General features: G+C 63.5%; 23 protein-coding genes and 1 pseudogene. 16 read left to right on the forward strand and 8 right to left on the reverse strand.

Translation table 11 applies throughout. The features are described from left to right. Positions 1-265: 265 nt before the first annotated feature. A complete protein-coding gene (locus LIW51_RS07415; protein ID WP_227376562.1) occupies positions 266-1,012 on the reverse strand; it encodes a proteasome assembly chaperone family protein in 747 nt (248 codons plus the stop codon). Positions 1,013-1,108: 96 nt separating this feature from the next. Between LIW51_RS07415 and LIW51_RS07420 the strand changes: the two genes are divergently transcribed. Both LIW51_RS07420 and LIW51_RS07425 read left to right on the forward strand, forming a co-directional pair. After that, positions 1,109-2,014, forward strand: a complete 906-nt coding sequence (locus tag LIW51_RS07420; protein ID WP_227376563.1) for an RsmB/NOP family class I SAM-dependent RNA methyltransferase — start codon at positions 1,109-1,111, stop codon at positions 2,012-2,014. Continuing rightward, positions 2,011-2,523 (forward strand): DUF7122 family protein, encoded by a 513-nt coding sequence (locus tag LIW51_RS07425; RefSeq protein ID WP_227376564.1) that lies wholly within the window; start codon positions 2,011-2,013, stop codon positions 2,521-2,523. The genes LIW51_RS07420 and LIW51_RS07425 overlap by 4 nt, the downstream gene beginning before the upstream one ends. Here LIW51_RS07425 and LIW51_RS07430 read toward each other — a convergent pair. Continuing rightward, on the reverse strand, positions 2,520-4,025 hold the full coding sequence (locus LIW51_RS07430; protein WP_227376565.1) for a DUF790 family protein: 1,506 nt from the start codon (positions 4,023-4,025) through the stop codon (positions 2,520-2,522). The genes LIW51_RS07425 and LIW51_RS07430 overlap by 4 nt on opposite strands. Before the next feature lie 76 nt (positions 4,026-4,101). Between LIW51_RS07430 and LIW51_RS07435 the strand changes: the two genes are divergently transcribed. After that, positions 4,102-4,488: a hypothetical protein gene (locus tag LIW51_RS07435; protein ID WP_227376566.1), complete on the forward strand. Its 387-nt coding sequence runs from the start codon at positions 4,102-4,104 to the stop codon at positions 4,486-4,488. Here the strand turns inward: LIW51_RS07435 and LIW51_RS07440 are convergent, their stop codons facing one another. Genes LIW51_RS07440 through LIW51_RS07450 form a run of 3 tightly spaced genes read right to left on the reverse strand, consistent with a single transcriptional unit; the run spans position 4,489 to position 6,688 of the window. Beyond that, on the reverse strand, positions 4,489-5,826 hold the full coding sequence (locus tag LIW51_RS07440; RefSeq protein ID WP_227376567.1) for a DEAD/DEAH box helicase family protein: 1,338 nt from the start codon (positions 5,824-5,826) through the stop codon (positions 4,489-4,491). Positions 5,827-5,849: 23 nt separating this feature from the next. Further along, the gene (locus LIW51_RS07445) at positions 5,850-6,605 is read right to left on the reverse strand and encodes a DUF2797 domain-containing protein (protein ID WP_368411759.1); all 756 of its coding nucleotides are present in this window, start codon (positions 6,603-6,605) and stop codon (positions 5,850-5,852) included. Next, positions 6,545-6,688 carry a hypothetical protein gene (locus tag LIW51_RS07450; protein ID WP_227376836.1) on the reverse strand — a complete coding sequence of 48 codons (144 nt, stop codon included), beginning with the start codon at positions 6,686-6,688 and terminating at the stop codon, positions 6,545-6,547. Before LIW51_RS07450 ends, LIW51_RS07445 begins: the two co-directional genes overlap by 61 nt. Positions 6,689-6,788: 100 nt before the next feature. On the opposite strand from LIW51_RS07450, the gene LIW51_RS07455 reads away from it, so the two are divergent. The 4 genes from LIW51_RS07455 to LIW51_RS07470 all read left to right on the forward strand — a co-directional run bounded on the left by LIW51_RS07455 (position 6,789) and on the right by LIW51_RS07470 (position 10,322). Next, entirely contained in the window at positions 6,789-7,025 is a 237-nt protein-coding gene (locus LIW51_RS07455) for a hypothetical protein (RefSeq protein WP_227376568.1), read from the forward strand. Positions 7,026-7,132: 107 nt separating this feature from the next. Next, on the forward strand, positions 7,133-8,326 hold the full coding sequence (locus LIW51_RS07460; RefSeq protein ID WP_227376569.1) for a S8 family peptidase: 1,194 nt from the start codon (positions 7,133-7,135) through the stop codon (positions 8,324-8,326). 210 nt (positions 8,327-8,536) lie between these two features. After that, positions 8,537-9,937: a S8 family serine peptidase gene (locus tag LIW51_RS07465; RefSeq protein ID WP_227376570.1), complete on the forward strand. Its 1,401-nt coding sequence runs from the start codon at positions 8,537-8,539 to the stop codon at positions 9,935-9,937. A 52-nt stretch (positions 9,938-9,989) separates the two neighbouring features. Beyond that, positions 9,990-10,322, forward strand: a complete 333-nt coding sequence (locus LIW51_RS07470) for a BsuPI-related putative proteinase inhibitor (protein ID WP_227376571.1) — start codon at positions 9,990-9,992, stop codon at positions 10,320-10,322. A gap of 30 nt (positions 10,323-10,352) precedes the next feature. On the opposite strand, the gene LIW51_RS07475 is transcribed toward LIW51_RS07470, so the two are convergent. Continuing rightward, positions 10,353-11,285: an NAD-dependent epimerase/dehydratase family protein gene (locus tag LIW51_RS07475; RefSeq protein WP_227376572.1), complete on the reverse strand. Its 933-nt coding sequence runs from the start codon at positions 11,283-11,285 to the stop codon at positions 10,353-10,355. A 165-nt stretch (positions 11,286-11,450) separates the two neighbouring features. On the opposite strand from LIW51_RS07475, the gene LIW51_RS07480 reads away from it, so the two are divergent. The 9 genes and pseudogenes from LIW51_RS07480 to LIW51_RS07520 all read left to right on the forward strand — a co-directional run bounded on the left by LIW51_RS07480 (position 11,451) and on the right by LIW51_RS07520 (position 19,844). After that, on the forward strand, positions 11,451-13,019 hold the full coding sequence (locus tag LIW51_RS07480) for a Na+/H+ antiporter NhaC family protein (RefSeq protein ID WP_227376573.1): 1,569 nt from the start codon (positions 11,451-11,453) through the stop codon (positions 13,017-13,019). 89 nt (positions 13,020-13,108) lie between these two features. Continuing rightward, a complete protein-coding gene (locus LIW51_RS07485; protein ID WP_227376574.1) occupies positions 13,109-13,651 on the forward strand; it encodes a tRNA (cytidine(56)-2'-O)-methyltransferase in 543 nt (180 codons plus the stop codon). A 170-nt stretch (positions 13,652-13,821) separates the two neighbouring features. Further along, entirely contained in the window at positions 13,822-14,349 is a 528-nt protein-coding gene (tfe, locus tag LIW51_RS07490) for a transcription factor E (RefSeq protein WP_227376575.1), read from the forward strand. Further along, positions 14,349-15,032 (forward strand): DUF2110 family protein, encoded by a 684-nt coding sequence (locus tag LIW51_RS07495; RefSeq protein ID WP_227376576.1) that lies wholly within the window; start codon positions 14,349-14,351, stop codon positions 15,030-15,032. The genes tfe and LIW51_RS07495 overlap by 1 nt, the downstream gene beginning before the upstream one ends. Next, positions 15,029-15,799 (forward strand): DUF5803 family protein, encoded by a 771-nt coding sequence (locus LIW51_RS07500; RefSeq protein ID WP_227376577.1) that lies wholly within the window; start codon positions 15,029-15,031, stop codon positions 15,797-15,799. The genes LIW51_RS07495 and LIW51_RS07500 overlap by 4 nt, the downstream gene beginning before the upstream one ends. A gap of 31 nt (positions 15,800-15,830) precedes the next feature. Beyond that, positions 15,831-16,523, forward strand: a complete 693-nt coding sequence (locus LIW51_RS07505; protein ID WP_227376578.1) for a competence/damage-inducible protein A — start codon at positions 15,831-15,833, stop codon at positions 16,521-16,523. 271 nt (positions 16,524-16,794) lie between these two features. Then, positions 16,795-17,649: pseudogene (locus LIW51_RS07510) on the forward strand (manganese catalase family protein). Positions 17,650-17,697: 48 nt separating this feature from the next. Further along, the gene (locus LIW51_RS07515; RefSeq protein ID WP_227376579.1) at positions 17,698-18,762 is read left to right on the forward strand and encodes an ATP-NAD kinase family protein; all 1,065 of its coding nucleotides are present in this window, start codon (positions 17,698-17,700) and stop codon (positions 18,760-18,762) included. A 53-nt stretch (positions 18,763-18,815) separates the two neighbouring features. After that, positions 18,816-19,844 (forward strand): phosphate signaling complex PhoU family protein, encoded by a 1,029-nt coding sequence (locus LIW51_RS07520; RefSeq protein WP_227376580.1) that lies wholly within the window; start codon positions 18,816-18,818, stop codon positions 19,842-19,844. Between the two features lie 39 nt (positions 19,845-19,883). Here the strand turns inward: LIW51_RS07520 and LIW51_RS07525 are convergent, their stop codons facing one another. Continuing rightward, complete coding sequence (locus LIW51_RS07525; protein WP_227376581.1) at positions 19,884-20,318, reverse strand: DUF7528 family protein; 435 nt, start codon at positions 20,316-20,318, stop codon at positions 19,884-19,886. 50 nt (positions 20,319-20,368) lie between these two features. Then, positions 20,369-21,499 carry an LEA/WHy family protein gene (locus LIW51_RS07530; protein ID WP_227376582.1) on the reverse strand — a complete coding sequence of 377 codons (1,131 nt, stop codon included), beginning with the start codon at positions 21,497-21,499 and terminating at the stop codon, positions 20,369-20,371. Between the last annotated feature and the right edge of the window lie 102 nt (positions 21,500-21,601).

Below are 21,601 nucleotides of genomic sequence, written 5' to 3' on the forward strand. Positions count from 1 at the left end.
GGGCTGAAAAAGACGATGGCTTCGCCGCGTCGGTTCTGGTAGAACGTTGATTGACCTGCCGCAGTGTTGTATCAGGTGACACAACCGCCAGAAATCCAGCAATCTACACAACCCTGGGAATCTGCCGGTAACACAGCCGCCAAGAGCCAGCGGTTCACCGCGAGCGAAGCGAGTGGGCCGACGACTGAACGGAGCGTAGCGAAGTGAAAGAGGAATGCTTTTGGTCGAGCTTTTACAGGGAGCCGTCAGGCGTAAAAGGTCGGTTCTAGTGGAACATCCGCAGCGGCTGGGCCTGCGAACTCTCCTCCGACTCGGCCTGTTGCATTCGCTGGGCGAGTTGCTCTTTCTGCTGGCGGATGTCCTCGGCGCGCTCCACAAGGTCGTCCGTGTTCGCGTCGACGTCGGCGAGGGGGCCGATGCCCTTCTCGATGAGGATGCGGGACGCTTCCGGGTCAGGGAACTGCGGGTCGGACTGCACGACGAGGCCGACGGCGTCGAGTTTCTCCTTTCCGGCGCGGTGGAGGAGCGCCCCGGTCGGGCCGCTGACCGCGCCGGTCTCGTTCGGCGCGCTGATGTCGTGATCGTCGAGCAGGGTTCCGGCGTCGCCGGTGGCGACGCCGTATAGACTGGGCACTTCGTCAGCCTGTTTCTGGTGCGGGAGACCGCTCAGGAACAGCGGCGTGGCGTCGTTCGACTCTATCCACGAGGTGACGCAGGTGGCGAACTCAGGCGCGGAATCCGGCGAGACGGGTACGTCGCTTCGCAGCGCGACCAGATTACGCTCCTCGTCGGCGTAGAGCCGTACTGGCGGGAGGAGTTCTCGGTCGTCGTCTTGGTACACCGCTATCTGCGGGATGCCGTCGCAGTCGATCCCCGCGTAGTAGGTCATGTCGAACTCCTCGACGAGGTGGTCCGTGGCGATCTTCCCGACCAAACCCAGCCCCGGCAGTCCTTCGACAAGCGTCGGCGCGTCCAGTTCCACGTCGTCGGCAACCACGGTAATGTTGCTCATACGTGACGATTCGGACGGATTCCACTTAATTGCGCGGGCGGAATCGTGACGGACGCTCCGAAACCCACAAACGCCTCTCGCTCACACGTCCGAGTAATGGATGCACTGGAGCGTTACGAACCGATACTCGACGACTTCGAGGCGTTCCGCGCCGCCTGCGAGCGCCCGCTTCCGTCCGTCGTCAGAGTGAACGGCATCAAGGCGACTCGGAAGCGCGTGACGCGAGCGCTCGACGCGGAGAACGTCGAGTGGACGCCGCGAGAGTGGAACGAGAACGTGCTGGAGATCGACGCTAGTCCGGGCAACACATGGCCGTCGTTTCACGGCTGGACGCACGGGCAGGAGGAGGTGTCGTCGATTCCCACATTCGTTCTCGCCCCCGAGTCGGGCGACCGCGTGCTCGACTCGTGCGCCGCACCCGGAAGCAAGACGACGCAACTGGCCGAGCTGATGGACGACGAGGGCCTCGTCGTGGCGAACGACAGCAACCTCGGACGCCTCTCCGCGCTCCGGTTCAACACCGAACGACTCGGCGTCACCTCCGTCGCGGTCACGAACCAGGACGCCCGGAACTTCTCGCTCAAACCGTTCGGCTTCTCGGCCTTCGACGCTGCGCTCGTGGACGTGCCCTGCTCCTGCGAGGGGACGATTCGAAAGAACCCAACCGCGCTGGACGATTGGAGCCTCGACCACATCGAGGGCGTCGCGGGCGTCCAGAAGGGCATCCTCCGGCGGGCTGTGCAGGCCACCCGAGAAGGCGGAGAAGTCGTTTACTCCACCTGTACCTTCGCGCCCGAGGAGAACGAAGCCGTCCTCGATCACGTCCTCGCGCACGAGGACTGCCGCCTCGTCGAGTTCGACATCGGCCTTCGCTCCGAACCCGGCCTCACCGAGTGGCGGGGCGACGCGTACGACGAGAGCGTCCGGGCGGCGAAGCGATTCTACCCACACCACAACGATACGGGCGGATTCTTCTGCGCGAAACTGGAGGTGGGCGCGTGAGCGACAAACCGACGAACGACGGGCAGCGATTCGACCGCCTCCCCGCCACCGCCGACGAGCGCCAGGTGTCGGGACGCGCGACAAGACGGGAGGTGCTCGATTGGTGGGACGAGCGGTTCGGTATCCCACCGGAGACGTTCGACGACTACTCGTTCTGGGAGAAGGGGAAAGGAAAGATATGGGTGCTCCGCGGCGACCTCGGTTCGCCGGTTCGCATCGAGGCGCTCGGGATGACGTTCCTCCGCACGCGCCAGAAACACTGGAAGCCGACGACGAACGCGGCCCAGCGGTTCGGTCGGCTGGCGACGAAGAACGTCGCCGAACTCGACCGCGAGCAGGCGCGGCGGTTCGCGCGCGGAGAGGATCAAGAACTCGACTGGGACGGCGACTGGGGCTATCTCGTCGCGGCCCACGAACTCGCGGGCGAGCGAGAACCCCTCGGCGTCGGGCTGTTTCTTCACGGCGAACTCCAGTCGCTCGTGCCGCAGGGACGACAGCGCGACCTCTAACGTTCCTTGACCGTTCCGCCGCTCAGTCCCTCCCACTCGACCAAATACCCGAGTTCCGAGAGCACGGCGCTGGCGTCTTCGATGCCGGAGTTGGCGAGTAGCCGCTCCACGTCCGAGTAGGCCATGCCGTCTTCGATATCGTCGGCCAGCGCGGAGAGGACGGCGGGACGAACCAGCGTCCGCCCGACTCGTTCGTGTTCCGGAAACGCCTTGTCGGCCAGCGCGTCCTCGCTCACGCCGTGACGGGCGGCGAGGTCGGACAGCGAGACGGCGTTTTCGTCGGGCACGAGTTCGTCCGGAAGCGAGTCGGCGCTCTCCGCGACGAGTTCGTCTTCGTAGCGCCGGAGGGCGTCGCGAACGTCCTTGACGCGGATTCGCCCGCCCGAGTAGAGGATGGCCCGGTGGTCGCGCGCCGCGATCTCCTCGCCCACGCCGAGGGATTCGTCCACCGCCACAAGCAGTTCCACGTCCTCGACCGTGTCGAGTTGCGAGAGTTTCTTCTCGATGTACTCCGGCGTCCAGAAGCCCATTATCTCGAAGAAGAGTCGAAAGTCGGCGTGTTCGTAGTCGAACGCGAAGTCCGGAATCATCACCCTGGCACCTGCTTCGAGCGGTTCCGGTTCGCGCACGAGGTTCCAGTCCAAACCGAGCGCCTCGAACCGGGCGGCGAACTCGCGTTCGACGCTGCTGTCGAACGACACGTCGCTCACGGGTTCGGTTCCGGGTGCGCGCACGGGGTCGGCGTCGGTGAGGACGAGTTCGCGCTCGGTTCCGTAGTCGTCGACGGTCGCGGTGAGGTGCCACTCGTCCGCTTTCACCACGGTTCGGAGGAGGCGCGCGAATCTGGTTCCGTACCGCCGCGTCGAGCGAAAGAGCGCGTCGGGGCCGGTGACGACTACCTCGCGTCCGGCGTCTGTCTTCCGAATCTCGTACATCAATCGCAGTCGTTTGACGGCGGAGACGAGCGCCTTCGGGTTCGAACTTCGGATTCGGAGTTCGGTCGCGTCGAACAGCGCGGTCTGGGCGAGCGAGAGATTGTACTGGGCGACCAGTTCGTCGGGGTTCCAGCGCGAGTCGAAGAGGGTGAGGAGTTGGCGCTCTTCCAAATCGGCGTACAGCGACTCGAAAATGTCGTCCGGTGTCGCGTCGAGGCGCTCCGACGCACGCCGAAGTGCGGTCGTGCGGTCGGCGTCGCTGACGACGCCGACCGCCTCCGCCTCCTCGAACGCGGTTTTTCGGGCGCGCTCCGGCGGAACGGCGGCCCGTGGTTCGAATATCGCCTCGCGTTCGAGCAGTTTGGCGAACCCTCGCACGAGTTTGAAATCCGGGGCGTCCGTTTCGAGGTCGGCGAGCGAAGACCGAAGCCGGGAACGCGGTTCGCCCACGTGTCCCTGATACGTGCCGAGGACGCGCGCGACTAGCGGGCGGTGTTCGCGCCCGGCGAACTGCGGATGATAGCCTCCCCCGGCGCGAGAGACGCGGAGCAGGTCTTTCGTGAGCACGATTCTCGGTAGGCGCGGGTCGTACAAAAGGAATCTGAATGAGAAGATTCATTCTGACTGGCCGAGAGGATGGGGTATGCGCAGACGAAAAGCCCTCCAGCGGTTCGGTCTCGTCGCTACGCTCGCTTCGACCGGCGGGTGCGCGGCGATTCTCGGTGGTGGCGGCCAGCGAAGCGGTGACGGCGATAGAAAGCGATCCGGAACGTTGGAAAATAGGAACATCAGCGTCGAGAAAGGGGAGAAAGGAAAGCTCGTCGTGGTAGTCACCGTGAAGAACACGGGTGAGAAGAAAGCTTCCGCGACGCTCAAAACCTCCGTCACCATCGACGATTCTCTGCACGAAAAGCGGACGAAAGTGACCGTTCCGGGCAGCGAGTCGAAAGACATCTCCGTCGTGTTACCGGTCGACTATTCGAGGTACGATAACGCGTCGCGGACGAGCGTCGACCTCGACCTGAAGTAGCTATCGCCGCCGATTTGCGACGCGAACTTCCGCGGTTTCTTCGGTCACGACTTCGTACAGGATGGCGCGCCCGCCGCCTTCTTTCGCCCGCAGGATTCGTCCGAGACGCTGGGTGAACTCGCGTTCGCTCCCGCTTCCCGAGAGGACGACCGCCACGTTGGCGTCGGGCACGTCCACGCCCTCGTCCAACACGTTCGACGTGACGACGCGCGAGTACTCCCCTCGCCGGAATCGGTCGAGCACCTCCCGGCGCTCCGCGGTCGGCGTCTGGTGCGTGACGGCCGGGATGAGAAATCGCTCGGAGAGGCGGTAGACGAGGTCGTTGTGCGCGGTGAAGACGATGACTCGGTCGTCGCGGTGTCGGTCGAGGATATCGGCGAGCGTCGTCACCTTCGCGTCGCTGTTCATCATGATGTCACGCGCGCGTTGCTTAGCGAGGAGGGCTTCGCGGGCTTTCGGGTCGTTGCCCGACCGCTTGACGAGTTCCTGATAGTCGCTCCCGCTCCGCATCTGGATGTTCGACTGCGCGAGGTAGTCGGTGAAGACGCCCTGTTCTCGCTCGTACCGGTCGCGCTCTTCGGGCGTGAGTTCGACCGTCATCCGTTTGACGTCGTACGGCGCGAGGAACTCGCCCGCGAGTTCGTCCACGTCGACGTCGAACACCTTCGGGCCGACGAGGTCGCCGACGACCTCGTGTGCGCCGTCGGGTCGTTCGAACGTCGCCGTCAGTCCCATCCTGGCGGGGGCGGCGAGCAGACGGGCTATCTCACGGTAGCCCTCGCCGCCGAGGTGGTGAACCTCGTCGAAGATGGCGAGGCCGAACCGGTCGCCGATGTCGTCCGCCCGGAGATACGCCGAGTCGTAGGTCGAGACGGTGAGGGCTTCGACGTTCTGTTCGCCGCCGCCGAGCTGACCGATAGGAACGTCGAACTCTGTTTCCAGCACCCGCCGCCACTGTTCGAGCAGGTCGATGGTCGGGACGACGACGAGCGTCGGGGTCTGGCATCGCTCGATGGCTTTCACCCCGATGACCGTCTTTCCGCTCCCCGTCGGGAGTTCGAGCACCCCTCGCCGGCGGGCGTCGTCCCACGAGTCGAGGGCGTCCACCTGGTACTCACGAAGTTCGTAGGCCGAGAGCAGTCGCGGGAGTTCCGGCAGGTCGAGGACGGAATCGTCGGTCGGAACGCCGCGTTCGTCGAGAAGATCGCGGAGTGCGGCGTAGCGGAAGGCGGGAGCGCGTCGGGTCTTCGAGCGCGGGTCGGGTTCGGTGAATGGCAGGTCGCGTTTGGTTTCGACTCGCAGGGTGCCGCCTTCGTACGAGATTGTCACGTCGGCCACACCGAAAGTGGGGTTTCCGCGGCCTAAAAGGTGCCGAGACTGGATTGGAGGCTTCGGTCGGTTGCGCCGCGTTTCAGTTCGTAGCCGACGAGGTCGCGCATGTCGGTCGCGTAAGCGGTACCCGCGCGTTCGAGCACGAGCACGCGACCTTGCGTACCGACGACGGTGCCGCTGGCGAGCGTCTCGCGGACGGGCGCGGACGACAACTCGAAGCCGTACTCGAAGGCGAACGTGTCGAGGGGGTCGAACAACGATAGAGCGTCGAGCCACGCGGACTCGTCGACGGTTCGGTGGAGGTTTCGAACTTTCGCGGGAACGCGGACGCGATCCGTGAACGTCTCCGCGATTTCGGCTTCCAGTTCGCGGGCGATTCGCCCGTCTTTGACGGTCTGGAGGTGGGCGGCGCGGTCTGCACCCTGTTCGCGGAGACGCGTTCGAAGTCGCCACTCGCGGGTGACGCCGACCTTGAACGTCGCGGGAGCGAACGCGGCCAGGTAGACGGCGTGCTCCTCGTGGCAATCCATCTCGTCTTTCAGACATGTTCCGGTACAGCGAGCGCAGACCCACGTGCTAGTGTGGACGTCGCAGTACGGTGTTCCGGGGCGAGCACAGGGGATGTGGGTCGACCCGTCGAACGTCCCGGCGCAGTGTCGGTCTCCGAGCGTGTACTCGAGTTCGGTTCCGGATAGCAGTTCCTCTCGCACCAGAGAACTGTCGCTCACCAACAGAGTAGGGGGGCCGTCCCCAGATGCACCAGTTTCGTACCCGACGACTTGCACGAGGGCAGGTACGCACCGCCCGAGTAAAAGTCGTACCGTTCGTCGAAGAAACCGATTTCGTCACGGATAATTTCAGAAGCCATTGATGAAATTAAGTTAATATAACGGTTGAAATTGGATATTGCGGAAATATTTGAACAGAAGGAAAAGTTTTTAATAACTATTGCCTCGTAATGATATACTGTGTCGGATGGTGCCACGGAGGATTCGAAACGGGACGTCGTCGAGGTGAACGTCGGATTCGACGGCGAGGAAGGCCGAAAAGCGGCGTTGGACTGCGCTGTCGAGGTAATACGCGAGTTCGAATCGCTCGACGTGCTGACTATCGAGATCCCGCGCGAACGCTGGACCGAACTCGACGCTCACGCGGCGATTCGATACGTCGAAGAGAACGGGGAGGCAGGCGCACTCGACGCCTAGGACGGCGTTTGCGGCAGTGTGCTAGTTCGTTAGATCAATCTTTGCCATAATATAAATACATCACGAAGGAAAATTATTTAAACACACAGAAAGTTGTGGCAAGTCGCATGTCAAGGAAAGCCAATGGTGTTTCGCGGCGGAATGTACTCAAACTGACGGGCGGCTCACTGGCAGCGACCGGCGTAAGCGGCCTCGCGGCGGCAAAGCCGACCGACAAGGTCGAAGTCAACGTCGGAATTAAGAGTGGATGCGGTCGCTCGGCGGCGCTAAGCGCCGCTAGCGACGTGGTTCGGGAGTTCAACTCCATCGACGTGCTCACGATTCGCGTCCCCAAGAAGGCCATCTCGGGTCTACAGAACAACCCGAACGTGCGATACGTCGAGGAGAACGGCACGATGCACGCCCTCGCGGAGACCGAACCGTGGGGTATCGAGCGAGTGGACGCGGACGTGGCTCACGCGAACGGCGAGACGGGCGCCGGCGCGGATATCGCCATCATCGACACGGGTATCGACGACGACCATCCCGACTTACAGGCTAACCTCGGCAGTGGCCGGGCGTTCGTGTCGTGTAACACGCAAGGTGGCTGTCGCTACGGTGCGAAACCCGCCAACAACACCTGTAACAATTCGTGGACCGACGACAACGACCACGGCACTCACTGCGCCGGTATCGCCGACGCCGTGGACAACAGCCAAGGTGTCATCGGCGTCTCCACGCAGGCGACGCTCCACGCCGTCAAGGTGCTCGACAAGTGTGGGAGCGGTTCGTTCTCCGACATCGCGGCGGGCGTCGAGTACGTCGCCGACCAGGGTTGGGACGTCGGGAGCATGAGCCTCGGCGCGTCCTCGGGGTCGCAGGCGCTCCGTGACGCTTGCCAGTACGCGGTCAACAACGGCGTGTTCCTCGTCGCGGCGGCGGGCAACAGCGGACCGTGTACGGACTGCGTCGGTTACCCGGCGGCCTACCCCGAAGTCATGGCCGTCTCCTCGACCAACTCCAGCGACGGTCTGTCGAGCTTCTCATCGACAGGGGCGGAAGTCGAAATCGCCGCACCCGGCAGCAGCATCTACTCGTCCGTCGCTTCCAACGGCGGGTACGACACCTTCTCGGGCACCTCGATGGCGTGCCCGCACGTCGCCGGTGCCGCTGGACAGTTGATGGTGAACGGTGCTTCGAACACGCAAGCGCGTGAAACGTTGAAACAGACGGCCGAGAACATCGGTCTGTCGAGCAACGAGAGCGGGTCGGGGCTGCTCGACGTGGCCGCCGCGCTCGGCTACGATTCGAGCGACAACTAAACGTCCGCCAATCGGCGACTATTTTTCGGAACTCGGCCGCTCTCCGGTAGCGACTCGATATCGCCCGCCCGAGAAGCATCTCTCTAATTCGGATCGTATCCTTAGATTTCAGAAATAAATTAATATTAACACCAAGATAAATTTAATAAATATATCTGCATTGTTTCTATCGGAATTCTATGCAACAAAGACAGCGTTTCGCGGCGTGACGTGCTCAAAACGACAAGCGGTGCGGCGGTTGGTCTCGCTGTCAACGGGCTTACGAACGCGAAGCCGGATGATCTCGTGCGGGTCAACGTCGGTTATAGCGGGAAAGGAGGCCGGAAGGCGGCGTTGAACGCGGCTTCCGCCGTACGTCGTGATTTCAGCTTCGACGCGCTCTCGATCGAAGTTCCCAAGCGAGCCGTCGCGGCACTCAAACGTCGTCCGGACGTGCGCTACGTCGAAGAGGACGGCCAGATGCACGCACTCGCCGACTCCGTCCCGTGGGGCGTCGACCGCGTGGACGCGGAGCAGGCACACGCGGACGGCTACACTGGCGCGGATGCAGACATCGCTATTCTCGACACGGGTATCGACTCCAACCACTCCGACCTCAACAACGTCGGCTACAGTCGCGGATTCGGCTACAGCACGTGGGAAGACGGCAACGGTCACAGTACCCACTGCGCCGGAATCGCGGCGGCGGAAAACGACGGACAGGGCATCAAGGGTGTCGCTTCCGACGCGACGCTCCACGCCGGGAAAGTGCTGAGCGACAGCGGCAGCGGCTCGTTCTCCGACATCGCGGCCGGCGTCGAGTGGACGGCGAATCAGGGCTTCGACGTGGCCAGCATGAGTCTCGGTGCGTCGTCCGGTTCCTACACGCTACAGGACGGCTGTAACTACGCCAACAACAGCGGCGTCTTCGTCGTCGTGGCGGCGGGCAACAGCGGACCGTGTTCGGACTGCGTCGGCTATCCGGCTGCCTACTCCAGCGTGATGGCGGTCAGTTCGACCAACTCCAGCGACGATCTCTCCTCGTTCTCCAGTCAGAGGCCGGAGGTCGAAATCGCCGCACCGGGAAGTGACATCTACTCGACGTACGTCGACGGGACGTACACCAAGCTCTCGGGCACCTCGATGGCGTGTCCGCACGTCGCCGGTGCCGCCGGGCAACTGATGGCGAACGGCTCCACCAATTCGGAGGCTCGAAGTCAGTTGAAATCCACCGCCGAGGACATCGGTCTGTCGAGCAACGAAAGCGGGTCGGGGCTGCTCGACGTGGCCGCCGGGTCGTGTTCAACCTGTAGCAGCTATCCCGCCGACTACCCGGAAGTCGCCTCGGTCGGTGCAACGAACGAGAACAACGGCGTCCTCTCCACCAGCAGTACGTCGGTGGACATCTTCGCGCCGGGCGAAAGCATCTACTCGACCGTTCCGGCCGGGTACACGACGTACTCCGGCACGTCGATGGCGACCCCGCACGTCGCCGCGGCGGCGGGTATCCTGATGGCCCAACGCGGCTACTCCAACACGAACGTGCTGACGCGCCTCCGTAACACGGCACAGCCCGTCACCAACTGTTCGGGATGCGGACTCCTCGACGTTCGTGCGGCGGTCAACTTCTGAGACGACGCGCTCGGGGCAACCTTTTCGAGTCACCCCGTCGAAGCGTGAATCAATGCCACTAGCAAGCGACGTAACCGCGACGACCGGCGGTGGAACCGTCGAGTTCGAACTGACGGTTCGAAATCCGGACGACGACCCGGCGGACGTGACCTTCCGGAGCGGCCTCGAAGCCGACTTCGCGGTGCTCGACGAAGACGTCGAAATCTGGCGGGCGAGCGACGGGCAGATGTTCACGCAGGCGCTTCGGTCGGAGACGTTCGACTCCGGTGCGGAGGAGACCTACACTGCGAGATGGCCCGACCCGGCGCCGGGTCGGTACACCGTCGTCGCAACGCTCGAACTGGTGGAAGAAGACGTGGAAGCGCGAACCGATTTCTCGGTGTGATCCGTGAAAATCGGTGTCGTCGCGGAACGGTTATCGGCGTAGTTCGTCGTACAACTGCTCGGCCGCTTTCCGAACCGCCTCGTCGCTGCTCTGAGTGGGATTCCAGCCGAGCGCGGACAGTTTCTCGATGGAGAGGCGCATCTTCGGCACGTCGCCCGTCCAGCCGCGGTCGCCGCCGGTGTACTCGTACTCGGGGTCGAGATCCATCACGTCGGCCACGATGTCGGCGATGGTGTTGACCGAGGTGGTCGTCCGCGTGCCGAGGTTGTAGATATTGAGGTCGTCATCCGCAGTCTCGACGACGTGGCACATCGCGTCGATGCACTCCTCGACGTGCAGGTAGGATTTCTCCTGTAGACCGTTTCCAAGGATGGTCAGCGTCTCGGGGTCGGAGAGGAGTTTCTCGATGAAGTCCGGAATGACGTTACCGCGCTGGTGCGGCCCGACGATGTTGGCGAACCGATACACCCACGACGTGATGCCATGCGAGTGGGCGTACGTCGAGACGATGCCCTCGTCGGCGAGTTTGCTCGCGCCGTAGATGCTGATGGGTTCGAGGGGAGCGTAGTCCTCCGGCGTCGGCATCGGCGCTTCGCCGTACACCGTCGAGGAGGAGGTGAACGCGAGGTTGGTGACGCCGACCTCGTGCATCCGTTCGAGGACGTTGTACGTCATCTCGCCGTTCTCTTCGAACAACTGGCGGGGGTCGGAGTAGTTCGTGTCGGTGTACGCCGCGAAGTGGAAGACGATATCGAGGTTTTCGGTGACGACCTCGGCCACGTCGACCTCGTCGGTCATATCCACCTGCACGAACTCGACCCCTTCGGGAACGCGGTCGCGGGTTCCCTTCGAGAGATCGTCGGCGACCGTCACATCGTTTTCCTCCGACAGTCGCTTGGCGAGGTGAGAGCCGACCAGTCCGGCACCGCCGGTTACGAGCACTCGTTTCCCGGAGAGTTGCATGTCCCAACCTGTGCGGGTTGCGTGCAAGTGTTTTCCGGTCTTCGGTAGTACGCGAGGAGTTCCGGAAATCCGAATCGTCACATAAACCCGGAGATACGAATTTTAAGTTATGGTTTCAATCGACGCCAATAACGCTTATTTTCGTGACCGAGAGTGAGTACCACCATGCCATCAGAGACGTTCGGCATGATAAGTCTGTTTCCAGCACTGCTCGCCATCGTACTGACGTTGGTGTCGCGGCAAGCGTTGCTCTCGCTGTTCGCCGGAATCTGGCTCGGTGCGACGATCCTCGTCGGTTGGAACCCCGTGGCCGGTGCCGCCCGCAGTTTACAGTTCGTCGTGACGAACCTCACCGACGCGTTCAACGTCAAACTACTCCTGTTCACGTTCCTCATCGGCGCGATGCTGGGGATGATATTCCTCTCCGGCGGGATGCGTTCCGTGGCGGACGCCATCGTCAAGCGAGTGAAGACGGGTCGGCAGGCCCAACTCGGCACCTCGATTCTGGGCATGCTCATCTTCTTCGACTCCTACGCGAGCACGATGATCTCGGGGTCGGTGATGCGCCCCGTGACCGATCGCTTCGACGTGAGCCGGGAGAAACTGGCGTACATCCTCGATTCGACCACCGCGCCCACCGCCAGCATCGCCGTGGTTTCGACGTGGCTCGGCTACGAGGTGGGACTCATCCAACAGCAGTTCAACTCGCTCGGCATCCAGAAGAGCGCCTTCGTGGTGTTCATCCAGTCCATCCCATTCCGCTTCTACAGCCTGTTCGCGCTCGCGCTGGTCTTCGTCGTCGTGCTCACCGACTGGGATTTCGGCCCGATGCGGGCCGCCGAGCGTCGCGCCCGCCGGGAAGGCAAGGTGCTCCGCGACGACGCCAACCCGCTGATGGAGACGCAGGCGAGCGACATCGAGACGCCAGACCACGTCGACCCGCGCTGGTGGTACTTCGTCTCGCCCATCCTCGTTCTCGTCGCCGTCACCGTCTTCAGCCTTTGGTTCACCGGCGGCGGGATGGGCGGAAAGTCGTTCAGCGCCGCGCTGAAGACCGCGGACACCGCGAGCGCCATCCTCTGGGCGGCGTTCGGGGGCTGTGCGACGATCCTCGCCATCCTCGTCGGCCACGCGCGAATCGGACTGGACAGGGTCAGCGACTCCATCTTCGAGGGGTTCAAGATGGTGATGTTCCCGGTCGCCATCCTCTCGCTGGCGTGGAGCATCGGCTCGGTCAGCGAAGCGCTGGGCGTCGGTCCCTACGTCGTCAGCGTCTCGAAGGGCGTCATCACCCCAGAACTGCTCCCGGCAGTCGTGTTCCTGAGCGCCGCCATCATCAGCTTCTGCATCGGCACGTCGTGGGGGACGATGGGAATCCTGTTCCCGGTCGCCGTCCCGCTGGCGCACACCCTCGGTACGCCCATCGCGCTGGCCATCGGTGCAATCCTCACGGGGTCGCTGTTCGGCGACCACTGCTCGCCCATCAGCGACACGACCGTCATGTCGAGCATGTTCGCCGCCAGCGACCACGTCGACCACGTCAACACGCAGATCCCCTACGCGCTGCTGGCCGCCGGAATCGCAACGGCGGCGTTCCTCGTCAGCGGCTACACCGGACTCCCGGTCGGCGTCACGCTCACGCTCGGACTCGCCACGCTCGTCGGCGGGGCGTACGTCCTCTCCGAACACGTCGGCGCGACCGGCGAGTTGGGCGTCGCCCAAGTGTTCGAGTGAGTCGGAATCCATCGATATTCGACCGATAATCGACCGATAGTCGACCGAGATTCGAAACTCCCTAACTCGTCCCGCGCGTTTTTCCGCCCATGCAGAACGAATCGGAGGTCACCGTCGTCCGTCTGGGCCACCGACCCGGACGCGACGAGCGGATGACCACGCACGTCGGACTCACGGCCCGCGCGCTGGGAGCGAACCGCGTCGTCCTCCCCGACAACGCGGGGAGGTCGCGCGACACTATCGCGGACATCACCGACCGCTTCGGCGGCCCCTTCTCGGTCGAGTGTTCGGGCAGCCAGAAGGCGCTCATCCGGAACTGGAAGGGTCGCGTCGCCCACCTGACGATGTACGGCGAGCGGGTTCAGGACGTGGAAGACGAGATTCGAGCAACCAACGCCGACACCCCCCTGCTCGTCGTCGTCGGCGCGGAGAAGGTCTCGTTCGACGTGTACGAGGCCGCCGACTGGAACGTCGGCGTGACGAACCAGCCGCATTCGGAGGTCGCGGGGTTGGCCGTGTTTCTGGACAGGGTGTTCGAGGGCCGAGAACTGGAGCGCGAATGGGAGGACGCGGAACAGCGCGTGATTCCGAAAGCGACCGGAAAGCAGGTGGAGTCGGTCGGCGAGGAGTGAACGGACACCGAGCGGGACGAGAAGCGACCGGAACACCGAGAGGGCGACGAAAGAACGCATCGAAACGCGTTCGCGAATATCGCTCCCTAGCCGGCATTCGAGTCGAAAAGACGCACTTCGACCGTCTCCCGATGGTTTTAAACGGATGAACCACCCGGTATAACGTATCAATGGCTTTCGAGGACCTACTGAGCGACCCGGTGATACAGAAGTATCTCCACGAACTGGTCGGCCCCAAGGGAATGCCGGTCGCCGCCGCGCCGCCGGACGGCGAGGTCACCGACGAGGAACTCGCGGAGGAACTCGACCTCGAACTCAACGACGTTCGCAGGGCGCTCTTCATCCTCTACGAGAACGATCTCGCGACCTACCGGCGACTCCGCGACGAGGACTCGGGGTGGCTCACCTACCTCTGGACGTTCGAGTACGACAAGATCCCCGAGAACTTGGAGGAGGAGATGTACCGCCTGCTCGACGCTCTGAAACAGCGCGAGGAGTACGAGCGGAACCACGAGTTCTACCTCTGTGAAATCTGCTCGCTTCGCTTCGAGTTCGGCGAGGCGATGGACTTCGGCTTCGAGTGCCCCGAATGCGGCTCACCGCTCGAATCGATGGACAACGCGATGCTGGTCGATTCAATGGACGAGCGCATCGAGGAACTCGAACGCGAACTCAACGTCGAGGAACTCGGAGCATAATGGTCGTCCTCGCAACCAAGGTGTACGTCAGCGGCGACGCGAAAGACCGCGCGCTCGACGGTCTCGGGTCGCTCGTCGAGAACGCCCTCGGCGACCTCGACGTGACGTACGAGATCGGCGTCCGCCGCGACGACTTCGTCACGGTCACGGTCGAAGGCGACGACGACGTCGTCGCTCGGAACGTCCTCCGCGAGGAGTGGGGCGAAGTCACGCCAAACCTCCGCGAGGGCGAAACCTACGTCGGAACGCTCGAATCGTGGGACGATGAGGGGTTCGTCCTCGACGCCGGGCAGGACGTTCGGATTCCGGCGTCCGAACTCGGCCTTGGCCCCGGCAAGCCCGCCCAACTCGTCGAGCGGTTCGGTCTCGTCCAGCATCTCCCGATGCGATTCGTGTACGGTGTGGGAGATGCGGACGGCGAACTTTCCCGTCTCGCCGACGAGGAGCGAGACCGCCTATTCGACTGGTCTCGAGGCAATGGGCGCGTGAACGTCAACAGCGCGACGCGAGGGGAAGTTCGCGCGACGGTCAACCGCGCCGGACACGCCCGCGACATCGTGACGGTCGAACGTCTCGGTGTTCTGGAACAGAGCATCGTCTGCACGGAAGACACCGACCCGCCGGGACTACTTGCCAGCATCGGGGAGTACATCCCGGCCGAGATCCGTTGCGTCATTCCATGAATCGGCGACTCGTTCTCGCGTTCGGTCTGCTCGTCGTGTTCGCGGCCAGCGCGGGGTGTTCGTCGGTGTTCGGCCCGGATCAGATAGCCCAGAAGAAACTCGAAAGGAACGCGTCGTACGAGTGGGACACCGAACAGGACGTGACCTACAACGTCTCCAGCGACGAGTATCGAGCTATCTACGATCTCGGCGGGAAGACGACGCTCGAAATCCACCAGCAGGAGGCGCTCGGGGAGAAAGCACCCGTCGAGATATCCGCGGTCAAATTCCGCTACGCCAACGGGACGGTCGTCGGTGCCGACGATATTCGGGTGAGGAAGACGAAATCGAAGACCATCATCACGCCTCCGAAAGGGAAGGGGAAGCTGGCGTACACCGCCCCGAGGCGCGGAAAGACGTTCTCTGTGCCGACCTACTTGAAAGACCGAAGCTACGAGGTTATCATCCCTCGCGGGATGCGCGTCGATCTGTTCCTGCTGAGCGACGTGCGTCCTGGGAACTACAAGACCGAAATGCGCGACGGTCGGGTTCACATCGTCTGGGACAAATCGATAAACCCGGACGCTATCTCCGTTCGCTACTATCTGGCCCGCGATAAGTTCATCTTCGGCGGGGTGGTCGGCGTCGCGTTACTGGTCGGCCTCGCGGGGCTCGCGTACTTCCGCCTCCAGATTCGCCAACTCGAACGCGAACGCGAGGAACTGGGACTGAACGTGGACGTCTCGGACGACGACTTCGGCGACGACCCGCCGCCGGGGATGCGATAGTCCTTTTCCGTCTGGCGACCCATCCTCCGGTATGCGAGTTGCGTTGGTTACCGTCGGAGACGAGATCCTCTCCGGCGACACCGTCAACACGAACGCCGCGTGGCTGGGCGAGCGTCTGACCGAGCGCGGCGTCTCGGTCGAGCGAATCGTCGTCGTGCCGGACCGCGTGGCCGACATCGCCCGCGTCGTGAACGAGTCGCTCGCCGAGTACGACGCCGTCGTCGTCACGGGCGGTCTCGGCCCGACCCACGATGACCTAACGATGGAGGGGGTCGCGGCGGCGGTCGGCGTCCAGGTGGAAGAGCACGACGAAGCGATTCGCTGGATAGACGAGCACACGGACTACGAACGCGCCGACCTCGTCGCGGGGACGACCCACCTCCCGAAGGGAGCGCGGATGCTCCCGAACGAGGTCGGCGTCGCCCCCGGCGCGGAAATCGAAGGCGTCTACGTTCTACCGGGCGTGCCTCAGGAGATGCGGGCGATGTTCGAACGCGTGGCCGACGAATTCGACGGCGGGCCACACTTCAGAGAGGTTGTCCCGGCGGACGAACCGGAGAGTGCGCTTATCGACCGATTCGCGGAGCTACGCGAACGCTTCGACGTGAAGGTCGGAAGCTATCCCGGCGACCACGTCCGCGTCAAAATCGAGGGGTCGGACGAGGCCACCGTGCGGAACGCCGCCGACTGGTTGCGCGGGCGCGTCGAACAGCCCGACCGGTAGACGGTCTCAGCGGTAGAGGTACGCCATCCACGCGGCGACCGACGCAATTCCGACGACGAGAACGACGATACCTGCCGCGTTAGTGGGGAACGTCTCTGCGAGTGGGAACATACTCGGCGGTAGCCAGCCTGCACCCTTAACTCTTGAGAACCCGGCGCGGGTGTAACGTCGAAGGTGTCGATACGCGACGCGAGAGAACGCGCGAGCGAACTTTATCTCAAAGGCCAGTGTACTTATTGACAGACTCGTCGCAGATGGATGCGGTGGTACCGTGTTCTATCACGACGGAGGAAAACTACAGTACGAGGTGGAGGTAGAGGAACCGGACCCGGCGTTCGCGAAGATGCTCCAGCAGGCCATCGGCGGCGTAGAGGGGGAGATGCGGGTCGCCATGTAGTATCTGTTCCAGGCGTGGGCGCTCCCACAGAAACACGACGAGTACCGGCACGCTCTGTTGGAAACCGCGACCGAGGAACTCGGTCACATCGAGATGCTGGCGACCGCCGTCGCCAAGAACTTAGAGGGCGCTCCGATCGAACTCCGCGAACAGATGAGTCAGGATCGAGCCGTGAACGCCGCGATGAGCGGGATGCAGCCGCGCCAGCTGCTCTCGTCGGGACTCCACGCGATGCCGGTGGACAGCAACGGCTTCCCGTTCAACGGGAACTACGCCGTCGCCAGCGGAAACCTCGCGGCGGACATGTACGCCAACGTCATGGCCGAATCGACCGGGCGGCTGCTGGCGACGAGGTTGTGGGAGGCGACCGACGACGAGGGGATGAAGGATATGCTCGCGTACCTCATCGCCCGCGACACCATGCACCAGAACCAGTGGCTCGCTCTCTTGCAGGACCTAGGCGACCCCGAAGACATGTTCGATCACCTGCCGGTTCCGGACAGCTTCCCCGACGACAAGGAGAACGAGGAGTTCAACTACTCGTTCATGTCCACGGACGTGAACGAGCCGCTGGACCCCGAGAAACCGTGGACCCAGGGCGAGTCCGTCGACGGCGAGGGAACGTTCTCGTTCATCCGCGAGCAGAACCTGAAGGGGCCGATGGCGAACCTCCAGTCTCCGAACCCGAAGACGCACAACGAAGCGAAAGAGCAGGGCGAAGACGACTGATTCGCCGCCGCCCATACGCCTTTTATCCGTGCCGCCGAACCCCCAGCCATGCGAGTCGGCGTGGTCGTCAACCCCATCGCCGGGATGGGCGGGCGAGTCGGTCTGAAGGGCACGGACGGGAAAGTCGCGGAGGCGCGGGAGCGCGGGGCGGAACGACGTGCGCCGGACAGGGCTGTCGCCGCCCTGTCCGCGCTCGGAGAGCGGGCACCCGTCGCGGAGATTCTGACTTTCGGGGGCGAGATGGGTGCGGAGGAAGCGCGGCGTGCGGGGTTCGACCCCGAAATCGTCGGCGAACCGTCCGGGAGCGAAACGACCGCCGAGGATACCCGCGAAGCGGTTCGCCGACTGGTAGCGGAGAACGTCGACCTGATTCTGTTCGTCGGCGGGGATGGAACCGCGGTCGACGTGGCGGATACGCTGGCCGGGGTCGACGCCGACGTCCCCGTGCTCGGAGTTCCCGCCGGAGTGAAGATTTACTCGTCGGTGTTCGCGGTGACGCCGAAGGCGGCGGGCCGAATCGCCGCCTCGTTCGACCGCGTCGAGGAGCGCGAGGTGAACGATATCGACGAGGAGGCCTATCGGGGCGGCGAGGTTCGGGCCGAACTGAAGGCCGTCGCGCGCGTACCCGTGGCCGACGCGCTCCAGTCGAGCAAGCAACTCGGCGGCGGCACCGTCGAGAGCCTCGCGGCGGGGTTCGCGGACGACGTGGAAGACGGCGTCACTTACGTCTTCGGGCCCGGAAGCACGGTCGGCGCGATACAGTCGGAACTGGGATTCGACGGTTCGCCGCTGGGCGTCGACGTGTGGCGCGACGGCAAGACGCTGGCCTACGATGCGAACGAGGGGGAGATATTGAACCATCTCGGCGAGCGAAACGCAATCGTCGTCTCGCCCATCGGCGGACAGGGATTCGTCTTCGGGCGCGGGAACGACCAGATTTCGCCCGACGTGATTCGCCGGTCCGACGTGGAGGTCGTCGCTTCGAAGACGAAACTCGACGGAATCGGCGTCCTCCGCGTCGATACAGGCGACGAGGACGTGGACGACTCGCTCCGCGGCTGGCGAAAGGTACGAGTCGGGCGTTTCGAACGGCGGCTGTTGAAGGTCGTGTGAGACATCTAGTGTCATACGGTGAGGCTTAAGGGTTCGCGCGAAAATGGAAGGATATGGAAACACGGAAGGTACAGCGACTGGGACCGTCGACGCTAGCGATGACGCTGCCCGCCGAGTGGGCGCAAGAACACGGGGTCGAGAAAGGCGACGAGGTGTCGCTTCGGATCAGCGGCAAAGGCTCGCTCACCGTCCTTCCGGAGTCGGCGCACGACGACGAGGTCGAGGCGACGATTCACACCGAGCAACTCGACGCGGACGCGGTGGAACGGGCTATCGTCGCCCAGTACGTGCTCGGGCGGCGGGTCATCCACGTCGAGAGCGACGAGACCTTGGAGAGCAGTCACATCAACGCCGTCTACAACGCGGAGACGCAGTTGATGGGACTCGGCGTCATCGAGGAGACGCCCGACAGCATCGCCATTCGGTGTTCCGTCGACCCCGAGGATTTCGATCTGGACAACCTGCTGGAGCGACTGGAGAACACGGGGAGCACCATGCGCGGCGAGGCGGTGAAGGCGCTGGCTCACGGAAACCCCGATCTCGCACAGCGGGCGCTGAACCGCGAGCGACAGGCGAACAAGATATTCGTCCTCCTCCTGCGTCTCATCTTCACGGCCCACGAGAATCCGAATCTTGCCCGCGCGGTGGGACTGGACAGCGGTTTCCCCCTCATCGGCTATCGTTCGATAGCGAAGAACCTCGAACTAACCGCCGACAACGCGGAGGACATCGCGGACATCGTCCTCGAAGCCGACGGCCACACCCTCGAAGTGGACGGAAGCACCATGCGCCGCATCCGGGAGTTCACCGACCAAGTGGACGAGGTGACCGCGCTGGCGGTGCAGGCGGCGGTCGAGCGCGACTACGACATGACGCTCGAAGTCCGGCGGAAATTCCACGAACTCGGCGACCGCGAGTCGGACATCCTCTCCGACCTCCCCGAGATGTCGAACGAAGACCTACTGCAGGTTCGGGACGTGCTCGTCAGTCTCCAGCAGACCGCCCAGTACGCCATGCGGAACGCCGAGATTGCCGCGAATCTGGCGCTGAACGAGGAGAGCGAACACACGACCATCAACTGAGCGACGGCGGATTTTCGGCGTGTGGTGACGGACTACGCCTCAGTCTGCACCCACCTCCGCCGTCGCGTCTTCGCCGACGATATCGGCCTCCTTCTTTCCGGTCAGCGGATTCCGCGAACCGATTCGGCAGGCGAAGTCGGGGTGTTCTGCGAAGTGTCGAACCAGCAAGTGTCTGCGCGACCCCGTGATTCCGGTTCGCCCCACGTCTTCCGCCGTGAACTCGTCCGGCAGTCGGTCGAACAGCCGAGTCATCGCGTCGAAACTCTGAAACACCTTCGCGTTCCCCGCCGAGTCGGCGCTCCGGCGGGACACCTCGTAGCTTCCGTCCTCGCGGAACGTGCCCGCTGTGCGGAAGAACTCGCGGCGTTCCGTCAGGGCGTCGCCGACGGCGTCCTGCAGTTCGGTCGCCGCCTCGCGTGACAACTCGTAGGACTGCCCGTCTATGTCCAAAACTATCGATTCACCGTCTCGCATCGCCGTTACGGCACTCTCATCGCCCGAGAAGAACTCGACCAGGAGAGTGACTACTCCGTGGCATATGCAAAAATGGTCACGCTGGATTCAAAACTCTGTCGGTGAGGGAAAGTATCGCGTCGCTCGGGCGTCGGAAACCGGGAGACGTCCGAGAAGCCCTCCGTCGTCGCTCGCGTCGTTCCGCCGGGCGAGGTCGTTCCGTTCGCCCGCTCGACTGCGCCCTCGACCGAGTCGTTCTCGAAGATGTGTGTCTCGATTCGCTTCTCGTAGGTCAACTGGCGAAGCGGCACGCGAACCGTGTCGCCAGTAGGGAGTTCGACCCTCGCGTAGAAATCGATCTTCAGGCCGGTCACTTGGTTGTTTTCGAGGTGGCTCACCCACCACTCGTCGAGTTGCTGGTTGCGGATGACGGTCTGCATCCGAACCGTCTTCTCTGACTTCGCCGGAATCGTGTACGGTCGCCCGGTCGTTCCCTCCCCGATCGGAATTCCGTTCATCGTCATCTCGTACCCGATCTCCGAGATGGTGTACGGCACTTGCTTCGGGTTGTACATTCGCATCCGCATCCGGATGGGCGTCCGCTCGCGCGTCACGGAACCCCAGTTCGCACTCGTCTCGTTCACGTAGAGCACGGGGTCGGAGACGAATGGCGCGTTCGCGTTCACCGGGCGCGTCTCCGTCGAGTTGAACTCGCCGATGATATCCGTCTCTATCCGCTGGCTGTACGGAACGCGCACCGACCGACCGACGAGCGACGAACTGACCTCCGACTGGATTCGAAGCGTCGTCCGCTCGTCGTTCTGGAGGTGGGTCACCCACCACTCGGGAATCTTCACGTTCCGCATCCGCGTCGAGAACCGAAGCGTCGTGTTCCCGCGGTCGAGTCCGAGATTTGACCGCGCGCCCGAGGCCATCGCCACGTCGTTCATCTCGACGGTGTAGTTCACCGACGTGTTTCCGACTCTCACGCCGAAAGAGTTGAGGTTGTCGACGACGAGCGCGGTTCGTATCTCCGTCGTCTCGTTCGTCACGTTCCCGAACTCGTTGTCCACGCCGACGACGCGCGGCACACCGAGAGCGCCGGAGAGCACGCCCGCCCCGGCGAGCGCGGCGACGAGGACGACGGCGAGAAACCCACGCTTTCCGATGGGTAACAGCGTCTTGAGCAGTCCCACGACCATACGGATGTTCCAGCAGAGTGGTACTAAAAAACCCTCGGGTCACGTATCTGTCATCGATCCCACCGTATCCGAGTAGAATGAACTAAGTCGGCGGTCGGGAAA

The sequence above is a fragment of the Haladaptatus halobius genome (genome assembly GCF_020618475.1).
GTDB classification, from domain to species: Archaea; Halobacteriota; Halobacteria; order Halobacteriales; family Haladaptataceae; genus Haladaptatus; species Haladaptatus halobius.